This window comes from Streptomyces sp. NRRL F-5135 (genome assembly GCF_000719775.1).
Taxonomy (GTDB): domain Bacteria; phylum Actinomycetota; class Actinomycetes; order Streptomycetales; family Streptomycetaceae; genus Streptomyces; species Streptomyces hebeiensis.
The window spans coordinates 417,356-437,300 of the sequence record NZ_JOHR01000009.1 but is presented as its reverse complement, the minus strand read 5'-3'; the positions used below and the strand labels follow the sequence as shown (position 1 = coordinate 437,300).

Annotated in this window: 18 protein-coding genes and 1 other RNA gene; 16 read left to right on the top strand and 3 right to left on the bottom strand. The window is 71.0% G+C overall.

Going from position 1 to position 19,945, the window contains the following annotated elements:
* Positions 1 to 256 precede the first annotated feature (256 nt).
* The 3 genes from IG02_RS0118820 to IG02_RS0118810 all read left to right on the top strand — a co-directional run bounded on the left by IG02_RS0118820 (position 257) and on the right by IG02_RS0118810 (position 3,756).
* Entirely contained in the window at positions 257 to 1,483 is a 1,227-nt protein-coding gene (locus IG02_RS0118820) for a serine/threonine-protein kinase (protein ID WP_030749008.1), read from the top strand.
* Positions 1,484 to 1,671: 188 nt separating this feature from the next.
* Complete coding sequence (gene prfB, locus IG02_RS0118815) at positions 1,672 to 2,778, top strand: peptide chain release factor 2 (protein ID WP_030749006.1); 1,107 nt, start codon at positions 1,672 to 1,674, stop codon at positions 2,776 to 2,778.
* A gap of 270 nt (positions 2,779 to 3,048) precedes the next feature.
* Positions 3,049 to 3,756: a hypothetical protein gene (locus IG02_RS0118810; protein WP_030749004.1), complete on the top strand. Its 708-nt coding sequence runs from the start codon at positions 3,049 to 3,051 to the stop codon at positions 3,754 to 3,756.
* 161 nt (positions 3,757 to 3,917) lie between these two features.
* Here the strand turns inward: IG02_RS0118810 and IG02_RS0118805 are convergent, their stop codons facing one another.
* Entirely contained in the window at positions 3,918 to 4,112 is a 195-nt protein-coding gene (locus IG02_RS0118805) for a hypothetical protein (RefSeq protein WP_030749003.1), read from the bottom strand.
* A gap of 322 nt (positions 4,113 to 4,434) precedes the next feature.
* Between IG02_RS0118805 and ftsE the strand changes: the two genes are divergently transcribed.
* The 10 genes from ftsE to IG02_RS0118765 all read left to right on the top strand — a co-directional run bounded on the left by ftsE (position 4,435) and on the right by IG02_RS0118765 (position 14,096).
* Positions 4,435 to 5,124 carry a cell division ATP-binding protein FtsE gene (ftsE, locus tag IG02_RS0118800; protein ID WP_030749000.1) on the top strand — a complete coding sequence of 230 codons (690 nt, stop codon included), beginning with the start codon at positions 4,435 to 4,437 and terminating at the stop codon, positions 5,122 to 5,124.
* A gap of 110 nt (positions 5,125 to 5,234) precedes the next feature.
* Positions 5,235 to 6,155, top strand: a complete 921-nt coding sequence (gene ftsX / locus IG02_RS0118795) for a permease-like cell division protein FtsX (protein WP_030748997.1) — start codon at positions 5,235 to 5,237, stop codon at positions 6,153 to 6,155.
* Positions 6,156 to 6,224: 69 nt separating this feature from the next.
* Positions 6,225 to 7,508, top strand: coding sequence for a S41 family peptidase (locus tag IG02_RS0118790; RefSeq protein ID WP_078854592.1), 1,284 nt, complete (start codon positions 6,225 to 6,227; stop codon positions 7,506 to 7,508).
* Between the two features lie 69 nt (positions 7,509 to 7,577).
* On the top strand, positions 7,578 to 8,057 hold the full coding sequence (gene smpB, locus IG02_RS0118785) for an SsrA-binding protein SmpB (protein ID WP_030748991.1): 480 nt from the start codon (positions 7,578 to 7,580) through the stop codon (positions 8,055 to 8,057).
* A gap of 168 nt (positions 8,058 to 8,225) precedes the next feature.
* Positions 8,226 to 8,612, top strand: a transfer-messenger RNA (tmRNA) gene (gene ssrA, locus IG02_RS38345).
* Positions 8,613 to 8,851: 239 nt separating this feature from the next.
* Positions 8,852 to 9,058 (top strand): hypothetical protein, encoded by a 207-nt coding sequence (locus IG02_RS41635; RefSeq protein ID WP_158712336.1) that lies wholly within the window; start codon positions 8,852 to 8,854, stop codon positions 9,056 to 9,058.
* A gap of 218 nt (positions 9,059 to 9,276) precedes the next feature.
* Positions 9,277 to 10,047, top strand: coding sequence for a hypothetical protein (locus IG02_RS0118780; RefSeq protein WP_051765270.1), 771 nt, complete (start codon positions 9,277 to 9,279; stop codon positions 10,045 to 10,047).
* A 252-nt stretch (positions 10,048 to 10,299) separates the two neighbouring features.
* Complete coding sequence (locus IG02_RS0118775) at positions 10,300 to 12,429, top strand: glycosyltransferase (protein ID WP_030748985.1); 2,130 nt, start codon at positions 10,300 to 10,302, stop codon at positions 12,427 to 12,429.
* The gene (locus tag IG02_RS0118770) at positions 12,426 to 13,721 is read left to right on the top strand and encodes an acyltransferase family protein (protein ID WP_030748983.1); all 1,296 of its coding nucleotides are present in this window, start codon (positions 12,426 to 12,428) and stop codon (positions 13,719 to 13,721) included. Before IG02_RS0118775 ends, IG02_RS0118770 begins: the two co-directional genes overlap by 4 nt.
* Before the next feature lie 99 nt (positions 13,722 to 13,820).
* Entirely contained in the window at positions 13,821 to 14,096 is a 276-nt protein-coding gene (locus tag IG02_RS0118765) for a DUF2087 domain-containing protein (protein WP_030748980.1), read from the top strand.
* Between the two features lie 160 nt (positions 14,097 to 14,256).
* On the opposite strand, the gene IG02_RS0118760 is transcribed toward IG02_RS0118765, so the two are convergent.
* Together IG02_RS0118760 and IG02_RS0118755 are read right to left on the bottom strand one after the other, a co-directional pair.
* Positions 14,257 to 16,461 (bottom strand): tetratricopeptide repeat protein, encoded by a 2,205-nt coding sequence (locus IG02_RS0118760; protein ID WP_030748978.1) that lies wholly within the window; start codon positions 16,459 to 16,461, stop codon positions 14,257 to 14,259.
* 83 nt (positions 16,462 to 16,544) lie between these two features.
* Complete coding sequence (locus IG02_RS0118755) at positions 16,545 to 16,958, bottom strand: hypothetical protein (protein WP_030748976.1); 414 nt, start codon at positions 16,956 to 16,958, stop codon at positions 16,545 to 16,547.
* A 305-nt stretch (positions 16,959 to 17,263) separates the two neighbouring features.
* On the opposite strand from IG02_RS0118755, the gene IG02_RS0118750 reads away from it, so the two are divergent.
* The 3 genes from IG02_RS0118750 (at position 17,264) to IG02_RS0118740 (ending at position 19,770) form a co-directional block, all read left to right on the top strand.
* Positions 17,264 to 17,533 (top strand): hypothetical protein, encoded by a 270-nt coding sequence (locus tag IG02_RS0118750; protein ID WP_030748967.1) that lies wholly within the window; start codon positions 17,264 to 17,266, stop codon positions 17,531 to 17,533.
* Positions 17,526 to 18,146, top strand: a complete 621-nt coding sequence (locus tag IG02_RS0118745) for a DUF6879 family protein (protein WP_030748963.1) — start codon at positions 17,526 to 17,528, stop codon at positions 18,144 to 18,146. Before IG02_RS0118750 ends, IG02_RS0118745 begins: the two co-directional genes overlap by 8 nt.
* Positions 18,147 to 18,378: 232 nt before the next feature.
* Positions 18,379 to 19,770, top strand: coding sequence for a nitrate/nitrite transporter (locus tag IG02_RS0118740; protein ID WP_051765267.1), 1,392 nt, complete (start codon positions 18,379 to 18,381; stop codon positions 19,768 to 19,770).
* Positions 19,771 to 19,945: the final 175 nt, after the last annotated feature.

Sequence of the window (19,945 nt, the reverse complement as noted above, 5' to 3'; positions counted from 1 at the left end):
CACGCTTCGGCCGGTCCGGAGCAGCCGGCCCGGACTGTCCGGCCGGGCGGCCGGACCGGTCTCTCCGCCCGGGCCTGTCGCTCCCGTCGGCCCCGTCCGTCACGGGCATCCGTTCGCGGACGGTCCGTCCCGGTCCGGGACGGCCCCGGATCATCACTTTCACCCCGCGTATGTGAGGGGCGGTGCCAACCTGGGCACGGAACACCCCGTCACCCACGTACGTTGATGGGCAACGCCAGCCGCTGAGGGAGCAGTCTTGGCACGGAATATCGGCAGCCGGTACACCGCCCATCAGATCCTGGGGCGGGGCAGCGCCGGCACGGTGTGGCTCGGCGAGGGACCCGAGGGCCCGGTCGCCATCAAGCTGTTGCGCGAGGACCTCGCGTCGGACCAGGAACTGGTCGGCCGGTTCGTCCAGGAGCGCACCGCCCTGCTGGGGCTCGACCACCCCCGGGTGGTCGGCGTCCGGGACCTGGTCGTGGACGGCAACGACCTGGCACTCGTCATGGAACTGGTCCGCGGCACGGACCTGCGGACCCGGCTCGACCGTGAGCGCCGGCTCGCCCCCGAGGCGGCCGTCGCGATCATCGCCGACGTCGCCGACGGCCTCGCGGCCGCGCACGCGGCCGGCGTCGTGCACCGCGACGTCAAGCCCGAGAACATCCTGCTCGACATGGAGGGCCCGCTCGGCCCCGGCGGCGCGCACCCCGCGCTGCTCACCGACTTCGGCGTGGCCAAGCTGATCGACACCCCCCGGCGCACCAAGGCCACCAGGATCATCGGCACGCCCGACTACCTCGCGCCGGAGATCGTCGAGGGGCTGCCGCCGCGCGCGGCCGTCGACATCTACGCGCTGGCCACGGTTCTGTACGAGCTGCTCGCCGGGTTCACCCCGTTCGGCGGCGGCCACCCCGGAGCCGTACTGCGCCGGCACGTCACCGAGTCCGTGGTGCCCCTGCCCGGCATCCCCGAGGAGCTGTGGCAGCTCCTCCTCCAGTGCCTGGCCAAGGCCCCGGCCTCCCGGCTGCGCGCCTCCGAGCTGGCGGCGCGGCTGCGGGAGCTGCTGCCGACGCTGGCCGGGATCCCGCCGCTGGAGGTGGACGAACCGGAGACGGAGCCCACCGAGCAGCAGCCCGAGGCGCCCGGCTCGCCCGCGCCGGAGGAGCCGCGCCGCCGGGGCGCGGTCCCGCTGGTACCGGGCGCGGCGCCGGACGGCAACCGGGACACGCACACGAGCATGCGCGTCCCCGCCCCCGACGAGCTGGCAGGCGGCGCCCGCGGCACCGCCCGCGCCCCGCGCACACCGGGCCAGCGCCGACCGGGCTCGGCGCGCAACAAGGCGGGCGCGGTGCGTAAACGGCGGATCACCCTGGGGGCGGCGGCGGTGCTGCTCGTCGCGGCGGTGGGAGTGGGCGGCTGGCTGGCGACGAGCGAGGGCGGGGAGGAAACACCGGGGAACCCGGTGCGGACGACGTCGCCGTGAGGCCGTCCCGGCCGGTGCCGGTGACGTCCCGGGTGCCCACGTCCGCCTCCCGAGGTGCCGATACGTCCGGGCTGCGCACGTCCGCCGGCGAGTGAGCCGACAGGGGCTCAGAGCGCCCCCGGAGGCGAACCGAGCCCTGGGAATTGGCCCCGGGGTGGGTTTCGGCTCTCAGCCGTTACGCTGGACCCGTGGCAGTCGTCGATGTATCCGAAGAGCTGAAGTCCCTCTCCTCGACCATGGGGTCGATCGAGGCCGTCCTCGACCTCGACAAGCTGAGGGCCGACATCGCCGTGCTGGAGGAGCAGGCCGCGGCCCCGTCCCTGTGGGACGACCCGGAGGCCGCGCAGAAGATCACCAGCCGGCTCTCGCACCTCCAGGCCGAGGTCCGTAAGGCGGAGGCGCTGCGCGGGCGTATCGACGACCTGGAAGTGCTGTTCGAGCTGGCGGAGGCCGAGGACGACTCGGACACCCGGGCCGAGGCCGAGACCGAGCTGGAGGCGGTGCGCAAGGCGCTGGACGAGATGGAGGTCCGTACCCTCCTGTCCGGTGAGTACGACGAGCGCGAGGCGCTCGTCAACGTCCGCGCCGAGGCCGGCGGCATCGACGCGGCCGACTTCGCCGAACAGCTCCAGCGCATGTACCTGCGCTGGGCCGAGCGCCACGGCTACGGCACGGAGGTCTACGAGACGTCGTACGCGGAAGAGGCCGGCATCAAGTCGACCACCTTCGTCGTCAAGGCGCCGTACGCGTACGGGACGCTCTCCGTCGAGCAGGGCACCCACCGGCTCGTCCGTATCTCGCCCTTCGACAACCAGGGCCGCCGACAGACGTCCTTCGCGGGTGTCGAGGTGCTCCCGGTCGTCGAGTCCAGCGACCACGTCGAGATCGACGAGTCCGAGCTGCGCGTGGACGTCTACCGCGCCTCGGGCCCCGGCGGGCAGGGTGTCAACACCACCGACTCCGCGGTCCGTATCACCCACCTCCCCACCGGCATCGTGGTCTCCTGCCAGAACGAGCGCTCCCAGATCCAGAACAAGGCGAGCGCCATGAACGTCCTCCAGGCGAAGCTGCTCGAACGCCGCCGCCAGGAGGAGCAGGCGAAGATGGACGCGCTCAAGGGCGACGGCGGCAACTCCTGGGGCAACCAGATGCGTTCGTACGTCCTGCACCCCTACCAGATGGTCAAGGACCTGCGGACGGAGTTCGAAGTCGGCAATCCGCAGAGCGTGCTCGACGGGGAGATCGACGGATTCCTCGAAGCCGGAATTCGCTGGCGCAAGCAGCAGGAGAAGTAGAAACACGCTTTGTCGACAAGGGAACTGCCGTCCGTCGGGCGGCAGTTCCCTTTTATGTCACAGTTGCATCCCCGCGCGATGGACAACTAACTCCATAACGGTCATCGCACGCGCAACGACCTTGACGCATATATAAAAAATGGCAAAGCTGACGCGGCATGCGTATGCGAGGGGCGCGTGAAACCGGGGGCGGCGAGACATGTGACCCCCAGCGGCCGCAGCCCCGGACGCTACGCCAATGACGTATCAGCTACTGGGGGTAGCAGGCAGATGACCAAGAAGACGCGGATCCGCGTCGCACGGCTCGCGGCCGGTGCCGTGATCGCCGCGGGCGCTTCCCTGACCGCCGCGGGTGCCGCTTCGGCCACCGACATCGATCTGGGCATCGTCGGCGTGAACGTTTCCCTCGGCGACGAGGACCCGACGGACCCGCCCACCGACATTCCGGAGCCGCCGACCGACCCGGAGGACCCGCCGACCGAGCCGGAGGAGCCGCCGACCGAGCCGGAGGAGCCGCCCACGGAGCCGGAGGAGCCGCCGACCGAGCCGGAGGAGCCGCCCACGGACCCGACCGACCCGTCGGACCCGCCCACCGACCCGTCCGATCCGCCTACGGACCCGACCGACCCGTCGGACCCGCCGGCCGGTGACCCGTCGGAACCCTCGGACCCGTCCGCCCCGACCCCGAACACCCCGGGTGAGAACGGCGGCGGCGCACCCGGCGGCAACGGCTCGGACGACGAGGGCGCGGGCACCTGCACCGTCGACCTGGACGGTGCCGAGTGCGCCGACAACACCGGCACCGACAGCGCCGGCTCCAAGCCGGTCGAGCAGAGCGTGGGCAAGGAGGAGCTGGCCGAGACCGGTGCCGGCGACACGACCACGTTCCTGCTCATCGGTGCCGCCACGATGATCGCCGGTGGCATCGGCTTCCGGATGCTGCCCCGTCTGGTGGGCGGTGGCCGTACCGCCGCCTGACGACGTACGCCGGGTGCCCCGCGTACCTAGGTGCTTCCCGCGCCTAGGTACGCGGCGGCCCCTGCGGTGACGCGGTGAGGCGCGGCGAATCGGTCGCACGAAGCCAGTCGCACGAAGGGCCCGGACGCCATGAGCGTCCGGGCCCTTCCCGTTGCCGCGTCTCAGGCGGGCTGGTGCGCCGCCACCAGCGCCACCGCCGCCATGAGCAGCACCACCAGCGTCAGCAGCGCCACCGGGCTCAGGGAGCCCAGGGGGCCCTGCTGCTGCAACCGCTCCCGGTGGGCCCGGCACACCCGGCACCTGCCCTCGGTGACCGGCCCCGCGCAGTTGGCGCACACCAATCGGTCATAGGTCATGCGCTTTCCTCCTCACCGCGCGGCGGAGCTGTCGGTCCTGTCGGTCCTGCCGGTCCTGTCAGTGCTGTCAGGGGCACTGTCACTCCGCTCAACGCTCCGGGAAACACGACGGTTCCCTCCTCCACTGTGCCAGTTCCCCGCGCTTTCGGCGCGGCCGTCCGGATCCCGCCACGGGTGCCTCCGCCGGAGCCCGTACCGTATCCATGACAAATCGCCCAAGCCGGTCCCGTGTCCGGGTGGTAACCGCGGACGCCGACTGCGCGGCCCTCTCCGCTTCGCGTAAGGTCTCGCTCACCTACTCCCGGCCGACCCTGGTGCCTCCGTGATCCGATTCGACAACGTCTCCAAGACCTATCCGAAGCAGAACCGTCCCGCCCTGCGTGACGTCTCCCTCGAAGTAGAGAAGGGGGAGTTCGTCTTCCTGGTCGGCTCGTCCGGTTCCGGGAAGTCGACCTTCCTGAGACTTCTCCTCCGTGAGGAACGTGCCACTCATGGCATTGTGCACGTCCTCGGCAAGGATCTCGCCCGGCTGTCCAACTGGAAGGTGCCGCAGATGCGCCGCCAGCTCGGCACGGTCTTCCAGGACTTCCGGCTGCTGCCGAACAAGACCGTCGCGGAGAACGTGGCGTTCGCCCAGGAGGTCATCGGCAAGTCCCGTGGCGAGACCCGCAAGTCCGTCCCCCAGGTCCTCGACCTCGTCGGCCTCGGCGGCAAGGAGGACCGGATGCCCGGCGAGCTGTCCGGCGGTGAGCAGCAGCGCGTCGCGATCGCGCGGGCGTTCGTCAACCGGCCGATGCTGCTGATCGCGGACGAGCCGACCGGCAACCTCGACCCGCAGACCTCCGTCGGCATCATGAAGCTGCTGGACCGCATCAACCGTACGGGCACGACCGTCGTGATGGCGACCCACGACCAGAACATCGTCGACCAGATGCGCAAGCGCGTGATCGAGCTGGAGAAGGGCCGACTGGTGCGTGACCAGGCCCGCGGCGTCTACGGCTACCAGCACTGAGCCGCCCGGCGGCGGGCATGGGCCGCGTACCGCGTGCGCGATGCGCGAGCGCCCGGCATCGAGCATCAAAGCTGAATCAAAAGCGGAAAGCTGAAAGCTGAAAGGACGCCATGCGCGCCCAGTTCGTCCTGTCGGAGATCGGCGTCGGTCTCCGCCGAAACCTCACGATGACCTTCGCGGTCGTCGTCTCCGTGGCCCTCTCGCTCGCCCTGTTCGGCGCCGCGCTGCTGGTGAGCGACCAGGTCAACGCGATGAAGGGGTACTGGTACGACAAGGTCAACGTCTCCATCTACCTCTGCAACAAGACCGACGCGACGACCACGCCCAAGTGCGCGAAGGGTGCCGTCACCGGCGAGCAGAAGAAGGAGATCGAGGCCGACCTCGACAAGATGTCGGACATCGTCGAGACCGTCCACTACGAGACGTCCGACGAGGCGTACAAGCACTACAAGGAGCGGTACGGCGACTCGCCCATCGCCGGCACGATCACCCCGGACCAGATGCCGGAGTCCTTCCGGGTCAAGCTCAAGGACCCCGAGAAGTACAAGGTGGTGGCCACCGCCTTCGAGGGCCGGGACGGCGTCGAGTCGGTCCAGGACCAGCGGGACATCCTGGAGAACCTGTTCAACCTGATGCGGAGCATGAACATCGCGGCGCTGCTCGTGATGGGCCTGATGCTCGTGATCGCGTTGATGCTCATCGTCAACACCGTGCGCGTGTCCGCGTTCAGCCGTCGGCGTGAGACCGGGATCATGCGGCTCGTCGGCGCCTCCAGCTTCTACATCCAGATGCCGTTCATCCTGGAGGCGGCGGTGGCCGGGCTGATCGGCGGCGTCGTGGCCTGCGTCTTCCTGCTCCTGGGCCGCTACTTCATCATCGACAACGGCTTCGCCCTCGCCGACAAGATGCAGTTGGTCAACTTCATCGGCTGGGACGCGGTGCTGACCAAGCTTCCGCTCGTGATCGTCATCGGTCTGCTGATGCCCGCTCTGGCGGCCTTCCTGGCGCTGCGCAAGTACCTCCGGGTGTGACAAGTCCCGCCCGGTGCGAGGGGTCACAAGCGCCGTCCGTAAGGCCCCCGTTGTCCTAGACTCGGCGCCATGGCGGGCTCAGAGTCGCACGAACGGCCCCGTTGTTCAGCGCGGGGCCCGCGAAGACCGAGGGGCAGGGCCCAGGGGCTGGGCCGCGGGGCGGTTCTGACGTTGGTCTTCGCGAGCGTGCTCGCGACGGGCGCGGCGACGAACTCCCTGCCCCGGGAGGAGGACGCCTCCGCCGAGCGCGCGAACGCCGCCTCGAGGGCGGGCGTCGGCGGCCGTGACGGTACGGGCCCGGGCTCGGGGACGGCCGTCCCCGAGGAGGTCACCAGAGCCGCGGCCAAGGCCCTGGCGGAGGGCAAGTCCCCCACGGAGGCGGCCGAGGAGGTCGTCAGCCGCAGCGGCGACCGCTGGGGCGCCGTGTACGACAAGAAGGAGTACGAGGAGTTCGAGCAGGCCCTCGACGGCGAGTACACCGGTGTCGGGCTCTGGGGCAGGCGCACCCTCGGCGGGCTCGTGGAAGTGACCCGGGTGCAGCCCGGGGGCCCCGCGGCCAGGTCCGGCATCGGGCCGGGGGACACCATCAGGACCGTGGACGGCGCGAGCGTCGCGAAGAGGCCCGTCACGGAGGTCATGGCGCTGCTGAGGGGCGAGGCCGTCCCCGGCGCCGGTACGGGGGACGGCCCGGGCTCCGAGGCCGCCGCCGGCACCCTCGTCCGGGTCGGTCTGGAGCGGGACGGCCGGCGCTGGACCGAGAGCCTGCGCCGGGCCCGGCTGAGCACCGAATCCGTCTCCGTCGGCAGGATCGAGGGCGGGGCGCTGCGCATCAGGGTCGAGTCGTTCACACGGGGTACGGGCGAGCGGGTCCGGGACGTGGTCCGCGACGCCCCCGAGGGCACCGGTGTCGTGCTCGACCTGCGGGGCAACGGCGGCGGGCTGGTGTCCGAGGCCGTCGAGGCGGCTTCCGCCTTCCTCGACGGCGGGCTGGTCGCCACGTACGACGTGGGCGGGGAGCAGCGCGCCCTGTACGCGAGGCCCGGCGGGGACACCGACCGGCCCCTGGTCGTCCTGGTCGACGGCGGCACGATGAGCGCCGCCGAACTGCTCACCGGCGCCCTCCAGGACCGTGGCCGGGCGGTGACCGTGGGCTCGCGCACCTTCGGCAAGGGCTCGGTCCAGATGCCCAGCAAGCTCGCGGACGGCTCGGTGGCCGAGCTGACCGTCGGCCATTACCGCACGCCGGCCGGTCACGCCGTGGACGGCCGGGGCGTCGCCCCCGACCTCGCGGTCAGGGAGGGCGTGCAGGAGCACGCCAGGACGGTGCTCGGCGGTCTCGGCGTCACACCGTGAGGTGAGCGCCGCGCGCCCCGGGCCGACCGGTGAAAAGAAGTTGCGCCGGGGTGCGAAAATGGCGGGACTATGGCGAAGGAAAAAGGGCGCAAACTCATCGCGCAGAACAAGAAGGCACGGCACGACTACCACATTCTCGACACATACGAGTGCGGTCTCGTGCTGATGGGCACGGAGGTGAAGTCCCTGCGCCAGGGACGCGCCTCGCTGGTGGACGGTTTCGTGCAGATCGACGGGCACGAGGCATGGCTGCACAACGTGCACGTGCCCGAGTACAGCCAGGGGACCTGGACCAACCACAGCGCCCGGCGCAAGCGGAAGCTGCTGATGCACCGGCTGGAGATCGACAAGCTGGAGTCCAAGTCGCAGGAGACGGGTCACACGATCGTGCCGCTCGCCCTGTACTTCAAGGACGGCCGGGCCAAGGTCGAGATCGCGCTGGCGAAGGGCAAGAAGGAGTACGACAAGCGCCAGACGCTGCGGGAGAAGCAGGACCGGCGCGAGGCGGAGCGGGCGATCTCGGCGGTGCGGCGGCGGCAGCGGGCCTGAGCGCGGGCCCGGCCGCGGCCGCTCGGGACGGTTCCGTCCGGCCCGTCGGCGGGGACGGCCGCGCGGAAATAGGCTGGCATCGTCGTGCGTTGTTCACGTACGATGGACTCGCACCTCACAGCGGGTGTGCGTGCCCGGGCCGACCGGGCACATTTGAAAAATCAACATGGGGATGATCGGTTTCGACAGCGGATGTCGAAGCAGGGGAAGCGAGCCGAGGAAGCGGCAATGATCTCGTTAACCATATGTCGCAAACAATAATCGCCAATTCCAAGCGCGATTCCTCCGCCTTCGCCCTCGCTGCCTAATTAGCAGCTAGCGAAGACTCTGCGGAGTGTCAGCCCGGGGTTGTTCCCGACCCGGATCCTGGCATCAGCTAGGGAACTAAACCTGTACGCCCGGTCACGGGGTGTACAGGGAAACCAAACAGTGACTGAGCCCGTCGGAGACTTGTCCGTGTGATCTCCGGGGCCGAGAAAATCGCAGCGGACTGCGCTCGGAGAAGCCCTGGTTCCGCACCGTTGGACGCGGGTTCGATTCCCGCCATCTCCACAATTCCCATGTGAGCGAAGGTCCCGCAGCCCTGGTGGCTGCGGGACCTTCGTCGTGTGCGGCTCACATGCGGCTCACGTTCGCGCCGAAACGCGGCCGGTGCCACGTGGCCTGTTCGACTTCGCGCGGGGTACGGCATCGAGATCGCGCCACCGGCGCCCATGGCGGTGGGGACCGCGGAAATCCGGCGAGTGAGGGCGAACCACCGCAATTCGCCGCCGGCCGTCGTGGAGTTCCCGGTGATGCCCGACACAGTGCCGCGCCCGCCGACCGCCCCCGTACCGCTCTCGCCGGCGCCCCTGGCGCGGCGCACGGGGAGCGGTCACCCAGGACTGATCGCGCTGCGTACGGCGGCCGGCGAACTGGCTGAACAGGAGGGCCGGTTGGTCCGTACTCCGGGGAGCCTGTTCCCTACCACGGCTCCCGGGAGGGCGTACGGCAACTCGTGAAGCGGAACTCGGCTGTCAACGGCGTGCGCTACATTCATCTCCCGGGTGCGGAGTGACAGGGGGGCGGCCGGTTCGGGTTGGGGAACCTGACCGGTGGAGTAACCAGCCGTTCATGCGTGCGCCCATGTCATTAAGTGGTGGGGGATGTGCGTACACCTGTGGATAATTGGCCTGAAGACGCCCGTGATGGGCATACGCATGAGCCGAATGACGTCACCGTGGAACTGGATGTCCGGGGGCGTCTCCACTCCGGCCCGCCCGACCGGACGCGTCCCCTGCCGATGGTGGGCGACGGGTCGCGGAGCGAGCAGCGGGTCGGGAGTGAGCCGCGGAACAGGGACGAACAGCGGGTCGAGATCGGTGCGGCACCACCGGCCGCCGCCGCCCCCGGGGACGCCGACGGCCCGGTCTTCGTCGACGCCAGCGGTCGCCGGAGCAAGAAATTCCGGCGGGCCGGCTGGGTCATCACCCTCGCCTGCGCCGGTTACGCGATGACGGTGATAGGCACCCTGCTCGGCGGGAACTCCAGCGCGCCCTGGCTTCCGATACCCGGTCTCGCCGAGGAAAAGGGCAGGTCGGAGACCGTAGAGATACAGCCCACGCCCACGGTCGGCGCCTCCCTCTCCGGGGCGCCCGGCGCCCCGGACGCCTCGCCCTCCGCGACGGACCCGGCGGCGGGCGGCGAGATCGCGCGGGAGTCCACCGGCGGCGTCACCCCCGGCCCCGACCGGCAGCCGGACCCGGGGGCGGGCGGCCCGACCGCCCCGGACGCCCCGCCGCCCGGGGAGGGGGAGGAGAAGCCCGGCTCCGACACATCACCACCGCCCGGCGGTGACCCGGACACGGGGCCCGGCGGAACGGGCGACGGTGACCCGTCGCCGCCGCCGTCCCCGTCGAACAGCCCGGATCCGGGTGAATCGGGCGACCCCGTGCAGACATCGCCACCACAGCTGAACAACCAGGCCCTGGCCGCGGAAGGCGCACAGTAGATGACCCCCACCGGAAGAGGCGCCCGTCGGCGCGACGACGGAGACGGGCCGGTGTCCGGCAGACATGGGGCCGGCAGACATGGGGCCGGCGGACATGGGGCCGGCTGGGCCGCCTCCGGCACACCGGCCTCCGGTACACCCGCGGACATGTCCTTCCCCTCGCAGACAGGCACGCCCGTCCCGCCGACGGGCGGCCGGAAGGCGGCCCGGCGCAAAGCGTCCGCGCAGCGGGTGAAACGGCGTCGGCTCCCCATGCGGTACCTGCTGCCCTCCCTCATCCTCGTCGCCCTGCTCGCCATGCTGATGCTGCGCGGATACGTGCACAGCGAGATCCTGGCCGACCACCGCATCCGCCCACCGGCCGCCACCGACCAGGTGCCCGAACGGATCCTCAAGGGCGGCCCGGTCATCGACGCACGCGGTTCCGGCGACGCACGCGCGCTGACGATCCCCGACCACAAGCTGGTCATCACCTTCGACGACGGCCCCGACCCCGAATGGACCCCCAAGGTCCTCGACAAGCTCAAGCAGTACAACGCGCACGGGGTCTTCTTCGTCACGGGCACCATGGCCTCCCGTTATCCGGACCTGGTCAGGCGGATGGTGGACGAGGGCCACGAGGTCGGCCTGCACACCTTCAACCACCCCGACCTCGCGTACCAGACCAAGGAGCGCATCGACTGGGAGCTGTCGCAGAACCAGCTGGTCCTCGCGGGCGCGGCCGGGGTGCGGACCTCGCTCTTCCGACCGCCGTACTCCTCCTTCTCGTCCGCCATGGACAACAAGTCCTGGCCGGTCACGCAGTACATCGGCAGCCTCGGCTACATCACCGTGCTCAACCACACGGACAGCGAGGACTGGAAGCGTCCCGGCGTCGACGAGATCATCCGGCGGGCCACGCCCGAGGGCACCAAGGGCTCGATCGTGCTGATGCACGACTCGGGCGGCAACCGCGCGCAGACCGTCGAGGCCCTGGACCGCTTCCTGCCGGACATGCAGAAGCGGGGGTACGCCTTCAGCAACCTCACCGAGGCCCTGGGCGCCCCCAGCGCCCACACCGAGGTCGCGGGCGCGGACCTGTGGAAGGGCAAGGCGTGGATCGCGGCCGTCACCCTCTCCGAGGACCTCACCGGCGTGCTGGTCGGCGGGCTCGCCGTGATCGGGGTGCTCGTCATGGGCCGGTTCGGCCTGATGCTGCTGCTCTCGTTCCTGCACGCCCGCAAGGTGCGCCGGCGGGACTTCAGCTGGGGCGCGCCCGTGACCGAACCGGTGACGGTGCTGGTCCCCGCGTACAACGAGCGCGAGTGCATAGCCAACACGGTGCGCTCCCTGATGGCGAGCGACCATCCGATCGAGGTCATCGTCATCGACGACGGCTCGTCGGACGGGACGGCGGACATCGTCGAGGAGCTGTGGCTGCCGAACGTCCGTGTCGTGCGCCAGCAGAACAGCGGCAAGCCGGCCGCGCTCAACAACGGCATCGCGCACGCCCGGTACGACCTGATCGTGATGATGGACGGCGACACCGTCTTCGAACCGTCCACGGTGCGCGAGCTGGTGCAGCCCTTCGGCGACCCGCGCGTGGGCGCGGTCGCGGGCAACGCCAAGGTCGGCAACCGCGACACCCTCATCGGCGCCTGGCAGCACATCGAGTATGTGATGGGCTTCAACCTGGACCGCCGGATGTACGACGTCCTGCGCTGCATGCCGACCATCCCCGGCGCGGTCGGGGCCTTCCGGCGGCAGGCGCTGGAGCGGGTCGGCGGGATGAGCGAGGACACCCTCGCCGAGGACACCGACATCACCATGGCGATGCACCGCGACGGCTGGGAGGTCGTCTACGCCGAGCGCGCCCGCGCCTGGACCGAGGCGCCGGAGTCCGTTCAGCAACTGTGGTCCCAGCGGTACCGCTGGAGCTACGGCACGATGCAGGCGATCTGGAAGCACCGCCGCGCCCTCGTCGAACGCGGCCCCTCGGGGCGCTTCGGCCGGGTCGGGCTGCCGCTGGTCTCGCTGTTCATGGTGCTGGCGCCCCTGCTGGCCCCGCTGATCGACGTGTTCCTGCTGTACGGGCTGGTCTTCGGCCCGACGCAGAAGACGGTCGTGGCGTGGCTCGGTGTACTGGCGCTCCAGGCGGTGTGCGCGACGTACGCCTTCCGGCTCGACAAGGAGCGCATGACGCATCTGATCTCGCTGCCCCTCCAGCAGATCCTCTACCGGCAGCTCATGTACGTGGTGCTGCTCCAGTCCTGGATCACGGCGCTCACCGGTGGCCGGCTGCGCTGGCAGAAGCTGCGCCGGACGGGTGCGGTGGAGGCACCGGGGTCGATCCCGACGCAGCGGCGGCGGGACGCGGACGTCGATCGGAGGCCGGTCGGATGAGTACGCGACCTCTCGACCCGTTCGGCCCGTCGACGGCGGGTGCGGGCGGTCCGGACGACCCGGATCCGGCGGGCGCGGGCGCGGCTGGCGCGGCGGAGTCCGTTCCGGACCCCGCCCGGGCCGCCGCCCCCGCTCCCGCGCGGACCGGTGGCCGGGACCGCTACCTGGACCTGCTGCGGGCCGTCGCGCTGGTGCGGGTCGTGGTGTACCACGTCTTCGGCTGGGCGTGGCTGACCATCCTCTTCCCGTCCATGGGCGTGATGTTCGCGCTGGCCGGGTCGCTGATGGCCAGGTCGCTGTCGAAGCGCCCGCCGTGGAGCGTCATCCGCGGGCGGCTGCGCAGGCTGCTGCCGCCGATGTGGGCGTTCGCGGCGCTCGTCGTGCCGCTGATGTTCGTGATGGGCTGGCAGCCGGGCACGGACGAGGGGGCCTGGGGGTGGGCCAAGGTGGCCAACTACCTCGTCCCGGTTGGGGCCCCGCCGTACCCGTGGGAGAGCGGTTCGCCGGGCGGCCTGCTGGACTCCACCTGGGCCGACCAGGCGGCGGGTCCGCTCTGGTACATCCGCGCGTACCTGTGGTTCGTGCTCGCCTCGCCGCTGCTGCTGTGGGCCTTCCGCAGGCTGCCCTGGGCGACGCTGGCGTTCCCGGTCGCGCTGACGGCGGTCATCGGCACCGGGCTGGTGGAGATACCCGGCGAGGCGGGCCGGGCGCTGACCGACTTCGCGGTCTACGGCGCGTGCTGGGTGCTGGGTTTCGCGTACAACGACGGCCTGTTCGAGAAGGTCCCGCGCTATGTGACGGTCTCCGTGGCGTTCTTCACGATGGCCTTCGCCCTGTGGTGGGCCTCGGGCCACCTCACCGAGGAGGGCTGGAACCTGGACGAGATCCCGCTCGCCCAGGCGACCTGGTCCCTCGGCTTCTGCGTGATCCTGCTCCAGTACAGCCCGTCCTGGAAGGAACTGCCGGGCCGGCTGGCGCGGTACGACTCCGTGATCACGCTCGCCAACAACCGTGCCGTGACGATCTATCTCTGGCACAACCTCCTGATCATGGCCACGGTCCCGCTCGTCGACCAGCTCTGGAACATCCCGGGCATCGACGCCTTCTCCGCCCAACTGGACGCGGCCTACTCGACGTTGAGCCTGGTCCTGGTCTTCCCGCTGCTGGCGCTGATGATCCTCGCGATGGGCTGGGTCGAGGACGTCGCGGCCAAACGGAAACCACGTTTGTGGCCGAACGGCACGAAGCCCGCCGGGTCCGGTGCCCGCCGGGGCAGGCCGGCACACGGCTGATCCCGCGCCCGCGTCGACCGGTCCGCCGTCGCCCGTCGCCCGCCGCCGCCCGGCAAAATCCGTTGCCGGGCGGCGGGCCGGTGCACGAGGCTTCCGGCCATGTCCGACAACGCGACCGCGGGTGCGCGCGGGGTGGCCGATCTGTTCTCCGGCGGCCGGCTGACCGTGATCCCCCGCCGACCGGCCCGCCGCGAGCAGTTGCTCGTCCACCTCACGGAGACGCTCTTCGAGCGGGACCGCGCCTACACCGAGCGCGAGGTCAACGACGCGCTGCGCGCGGTGCACGACGACTGCGCGGCCCTGCGCCGCTACCTGGTCGTTGCGGGCCTGCTGGAGCGCCCGCGCGACGGCAGCAGCTACCGGCGGGCGCGGTAGCGCGTACGTCCGCAGCGAGAAGCGCGCCGGGGGTTCGTGTCGCGATGTCGGGTCGTGCCGTGCGCTGTTCGCGACAGAGGACACCGGAGACAGGGGACACCGGAGACCGTGACGCCCACGGCTGACGTGCCGCCGGCCCCGAGCGGGTGGCGGGCGTGCGTCAGTGGGCGGTGAGTTCGTCCAGCAGCCGGCGGCTCGCGGCGGTGAAGGGGTGGTCGGGGCCGAGCGCGTGGGCGCGGCGGGCGACGACGTCCGTCATCAGCTCGATCCCCGAGTCCGTCCGGCCGAGTGCCGACCGGGTGCGGGCGAGCAGTTGCTGGGCCGCGAGCGCGATGGGGTAGTCGGGGCCGAAGCGGTCGCGGTAGGCCGCGGTGACGTGCTGGATCTCTTCCTCGGCCGCCTCGTGCCGGCCCAGGACGTACAGCGCCCACGCGTGGTTGTGCCGGGCGCCCAGCGTGACCGTGTGGTCGGGGCCGAGGTGGCGCCGGCACTCGTCGGGCAGGGACAGCAGCGACCGGCCCTCCGCCGTGGCCAGTTCGGCGGCGGTCAGCATCGTCAGCAGGCTGGAACGGGAGCGCAGGGTCAGCGGGTGCTCGGGGCCCAGCGTCCGGTGGCGGGCCGCTGCCGTGGTGCGCAGGAGGGCGAGGGCCTCGTCCCGGCGGCCGAGGTTGACGAGGACGAGCTGGAGGCCGTGGCAGCTGTCCAGCGTGTCCGGGTCCTCCGGGCCGAACAGCCGTTCCTGGGTGGCGCGGATCCGGCTCAGCAGGGTCTCGGCCTCCGCGTACCTGCCGAGCCGGAACAGGGCCCGGCCCTGCCTCGACCGGGCCGCCAGCACGAGGCGGTGTTCCGCGCCGAGCGCGCCGGCGCCGAGGTCGGCCGCGGCGTGGGCCGTCTCCTCGGCGGAGGGGTAGTCGCCGGTGCGGTGCAGCGCGACGGCCAGCCGGGTCGCGACGGCCAGTACGCAGGCCGCCGCGGACGGCTCCGTGACCCGGCGCAGCAGGGCCAGGACATGGGGCGCGAGGAGGCGTGACACGGGGTCGTACGGACCGGCGTCCGGCCGGGCCGGTACGGCCGCGTCGAGGAGCCGGGCCGCCGTCGCGTCCAGCGTGCCGCGGAGCGCGGGCGGCGTCGCGGCGGCCACGCTGTCGAGCAGGACGCCATGGCTCCGCACGCAGCGCACGCCGATGTCGACCCGTTCGGTGAGCGAGTGGTCGAGCAGCGCCCGCAGCGCCGTCTCGGCCCGGGCGCGCGGCAGTACGTCGCCGATCTCCGGGCGGCCCAGCAGCGACAGAGGCAGTGGCTCGGGGGCCAGCCGGGCCAGCAGCCGCAGCAGCACGGCCGCTTCGGGCAGGCCGTTGGTCTCGAAGGCGTCTAGGGTCAGTTGCCAGGTCCGGCCGACCAGCTGCCGGGGGTCCTCGTCGGCCAATGCGTCAGCTCCTTGATCGATGAGCGCGACCCGCTCGCCCTCGTCCAGCCGGCGCCCGTAGGCGTCCATGGTCCACGGGTCGATCACTTGGTGGGAGAGGAAGCCGCCCGCGAGCGTGAGTGCCAGCGGCAGCCGGCCCAGCCGGTCCGCGACCTCGGCCGCCTGGGCCGGTGTGCCGCTGTGCGGCGCCAGGTCGCACAGGACGCGCGCGGCGTCCTCCCGGGGCAGTACGCCGACGTGCTGCAACTCCGCGCCCGGCCACCAGCGCGCCGCCGATCTGCGGGTCGTGACCACGACCGTGCCGCGCGGGCTGCCGCGCAGCCAGCTGCCGTCGCGCAGGATCGCCGGGTCGTCGGCGTTGTCGAGCACCAGCAGCCAGGGCTCGGGGGAGTGGTCGAGGCGCTCCCAGACCAGGTCGGCGGCCGACCGGTAGCCGTTGCGGGCGGCCAGCAGTTCGCCGTCGCCGGCTCCCCGGTCGGCCGCCACCGCGAGCATGCCCGCGCGCAGGCTCGCCCGGTCGGAGGCGTTGACCCACAGGCCGACGCGGGCTCCCCCGGCGGTGGCGTACTCGAAGAACGCGGAGGCGACGGCCGTCTTGCCGCAGCCGCCCATGCCGTGCAGGACGTAGACCTCGTCGCCCCGGCCCGGCGCGACGCTCTCCCGCAGGCGCGCCAGCACCTCGGCACGGTCGCGCAGGACGACCGGGGCGCGGCCGACGGTCGGGCGGCGGACGGAGTCGGGGGCCGCCGGGTGCCGATCGCGGTCGTCGAACCGCCCGTCGAAGCGCGCGCCGGAGCGGCTGCCGGCGCGGTCGGCGCTGTCGGGGTGTCCGCCGTCGGCGCGGTCGCCGGGCCGGTACCCGTAATGATGGTGCTCGGTGATGTGCTGGTCGCCGGACGCCTGGTAGACGCGGCCGTCGTTCGCGGCGCGGCCGTCCATCGCGCCGCCGCGGCCGTTCGTCGCGCCGCCGCCGCCGCCGTCGTCGTCGGTCGCGTCGTCGTCGTCGGTCGCGCCGCCTGTCGTCATCGCTCGGTGCTGTGCTGGTCTCGTCCCGCCTGGTAGACCCGGGCCTGCCCGGAGGCCGTCGCGTGCTGGGTGACCGTCGGGGCGGCGCCGGCCGACGCCGGATCGATCGCGTCGAGCAGCCGGCGCAGTTCCTCCGCCGCCTCGGGGTGGGCGACGAGCAGCCGCCGGAGCCGGCCCTGCCACTGGGCGCGCAGCTCGTCCATGCTCTGCCGGTCGTCGGCGGCGTGCGCGGCCAGGACGTCCTCCCGGCTGACCTCCAGCTCCGCGGCGACGGAATCGGCCCGCTCGGGCTGGACGTGGCGCCAGATCCGGGTGACACCCTCGCGGGCGCGCTCCCAGGCGTCGGTGACCATCAGCGTGACCAATGTGGCTCCCGCGCCCTGCGCGAGTGAACTGATTTCCGGATCCACAGCTTCAGCTCCCCCGTACCGTGTCGCCGCCCGTCACCTCTCCCCTGTACGGCTCTCGCGTGTATGTAGATCCGATAATGAGGCGAGTGGCGAGGTGGGCGGTACGATCTTTTCCTGATCAAATATTGATACACTCTTGAGCCCTGTGTGGCAAGGAGGCATTCTCCTGGCGCGACGCAGAGGGAGATTCCGTCATTCCGCGTCGGATTGCGGACTGTTTTGGACAGAGTTGGTCGACGAGCAGGGGTCCGGCGGGTGCCGAATGATAAGGTGCCGTCGAACAATATTCGGCGACAGGAGACGCTATGGCCAGGCCATGGGAAGCTGATCCGACGACGGGATTCAAGAAGCGGTTGGGGAAATCTCCACAGGAATTAGGCCACACGACCGACACCCCCGACTGCCCCGACATCTGGGAGCTGGAGAACGGGGACGTGGCGGTGATCGGCCGGGATCTCACCGATTCCCTCGGCAGGAACCTGCCCGCGGGCGTCTCGATCGGCCTCGACGAGCGGCTCGTGGTCATTCCCAGGAACATGCTGATCGCGGCGAAGCCGGACATCCCCGGTGTTTGATTCCTTCGCCCAAGGCGTATCCGACCGACTCGACCGGCCGAGCTACCACGAGGACTTCTACCGGATCTTCCGGAGCGGAATCCGGTACCTGAACAAACTGGAACGCGGCCAGCAATTCAAGGAACGCGGCTTCCCGAGCTGGGAGGCGTTCGCCGCCGGGGAATGGGAAAACGCGCTCTCGCTCATCGAGGAGAAGCGCGAGATCTATACCCGGCAATTGGCGGAGGTGGCGGACCTCGGAATCACGCAGCGCCGCCTTCGGGTGGTGGAATTCCCGGTGACCCCCTATGTGCAATGGGAATTCCATGTGCTCCGGCTGCGCCAGGAGCTGGGTGATCCCGTCAGGGTGATGGACGCCCGGCGGATCGCGGACATCGAGCGGACCGGACCCGTACCCGAAGTGGTGATCCTCGGGGACCGGGCCATGTACGAGGTGGTGTACGACGACGACGGGAACGCGGACGGGGCGCGCCGGTACACCGACCCGGCGCTGATCGCGGAGACCTCGGCCGGATTCGACACCCTGTACGGCAGGGCCGAACCCTTCCAGGAGTTCTTCGAGCGGGAGATCCTGCCGCTCGAGGCACCGGCCGTCAGCGGTTCCTCCGTCTGATCGCGGTTCCTCCGTCCGATCTCCCGCACGTTACCGATCCCGGCCTTCTGACATCGATGTCAGAAGGCCGTGCGGCGTACCCGGGGCCGGGCGGCGCCGGCGGGCCCGCTCACAGCACGCGGCGCGACCGGGTGAGAGCAAGGTTGCCTTCCGGTCACCTCGTGAGGCACGGCGGTGAAACGCGACGTACCTACGGTCGGGACCACCAACCGATCCCCGTCCGGGAGGCGTGATGACTGCCCCGACCACCACCACCGCACGTCGTAAAGGGGGCCGCTGGATCGAGCGGTGGGACCCGGAGGACGAGACCTTCTGGCGTGACACCGGCGAGCGGATCGCACGGCGCAACCTGCTCTTCTCCGTACTCTCCGAACACATCGGGTTCTCCATCTGGACCCTGTGGTCGGTCATGGTCCTGTTCATGGGCCCCGAGTACGGCATCGACCCGGCCGGGAAGTTCTTCCTGATCGGCATGGCCACCCTGGTCGGCTCGATCGCCCGCGTGCCGTACACCTTCGCCGTGGCGCGCTTCGGCGGGCGGAACTGGACGGTGATCAGCGCGCTGCTGCTGCTCGTGCCGACCGCCGCCGCCTTCGCCGTGATGGAGCCGGGGACCTCGTACACCAACTTCATGGTCGTCTCGGCGCTCACCGGGGTCGGCGGCGGCAACTTCGCCTCCTCCATGACCAACATCAACTCCTTCTTCCCGCTGCGGAAGAAGGGCTGGGCCCTCGGGCTGAACGCCGGCGGCGGGAACATCGGGGTACCCGTCGTGCAGCTGATCGGGCTGCTGGTGATCGGCACCGCGGGCGCCGCGCACCCGCGGATCGTGCTCGGCGTGTACATCCCGCTGATCATCGCCGCGGCCGTGTGCGCGGCCCTGTTCATGGACAACCTGGCGCCCGTGAAGAACGACACGGGTGCGGCGGCCGAGGCCGTGCGCGACCGGCACACCTGGATCATGGCCGTCCTCTATATAGGGACGTTCGGTTCGTTCATCGGCTACAGCTTCGCGTTCGGCCTGGTCCTCCAGACCCAGTTCGGCCGCACCCCCCTGCAGGCGGCGTCCCTGACGTTCATCGGACCGCTGCTCGGTTCGCTCGTCCGGCCGGTCGGGGGCAAGCTCGCCGACCAGTACGGCGGGGCGCGGATCACGCTGTGGAACTTCGCCGCCATGGCCGTCGCCACCGCCGTCGTGATCTACGCCTCCCTGATCGAGTCGATGGGCGTCTTCCTCGTCGGGTTCGTCGCGCTCTTCCTGCTCACCGGCCTCGGCAACGGCTCCACCTACAAGATGATCCCCGGCATCTTCCAGGCGAAGGCGCTGCGGAAGGGGATGGCGGGCGAGGCCGCGGCCGCGTACGGGCGCCGGCTGTCCGGGGCGTCCATGGGGCTCATCGGGGCCGTCGGCGCGCTCGGCGGGCTCGCCATCAACCTCGCCTTCCGGCAGTCCTTCCAGAGCGCGGGCACCGGGACCGCGGCCTTCGTCGTCTTCCTGGTCTTCTACGCCGTCTGCTTCACCCTGACGTGGGCGGTATACCTTCGCCGCACGGCACGGGAGGCGACACGGGAGGACGCCGTGACGGAGCAGACGGAGGCCCGGCTCAGCTACGCCGAGGTGTGAGCCGGCGGGAGCGGGCCGGAGCAGGTGGGATGCCGGGAGCACCGTTCGCCGCTCCTGCCCCGGCCCCGCCGCTGCCCCGACGCGGCCCGACGTGGTGATGCGGTAGTGGTGTACGTATACGTAACGGCCGGGAAATGACAGCGAACCGAGTCCGTCATCTGTTGTTGACAGGCTC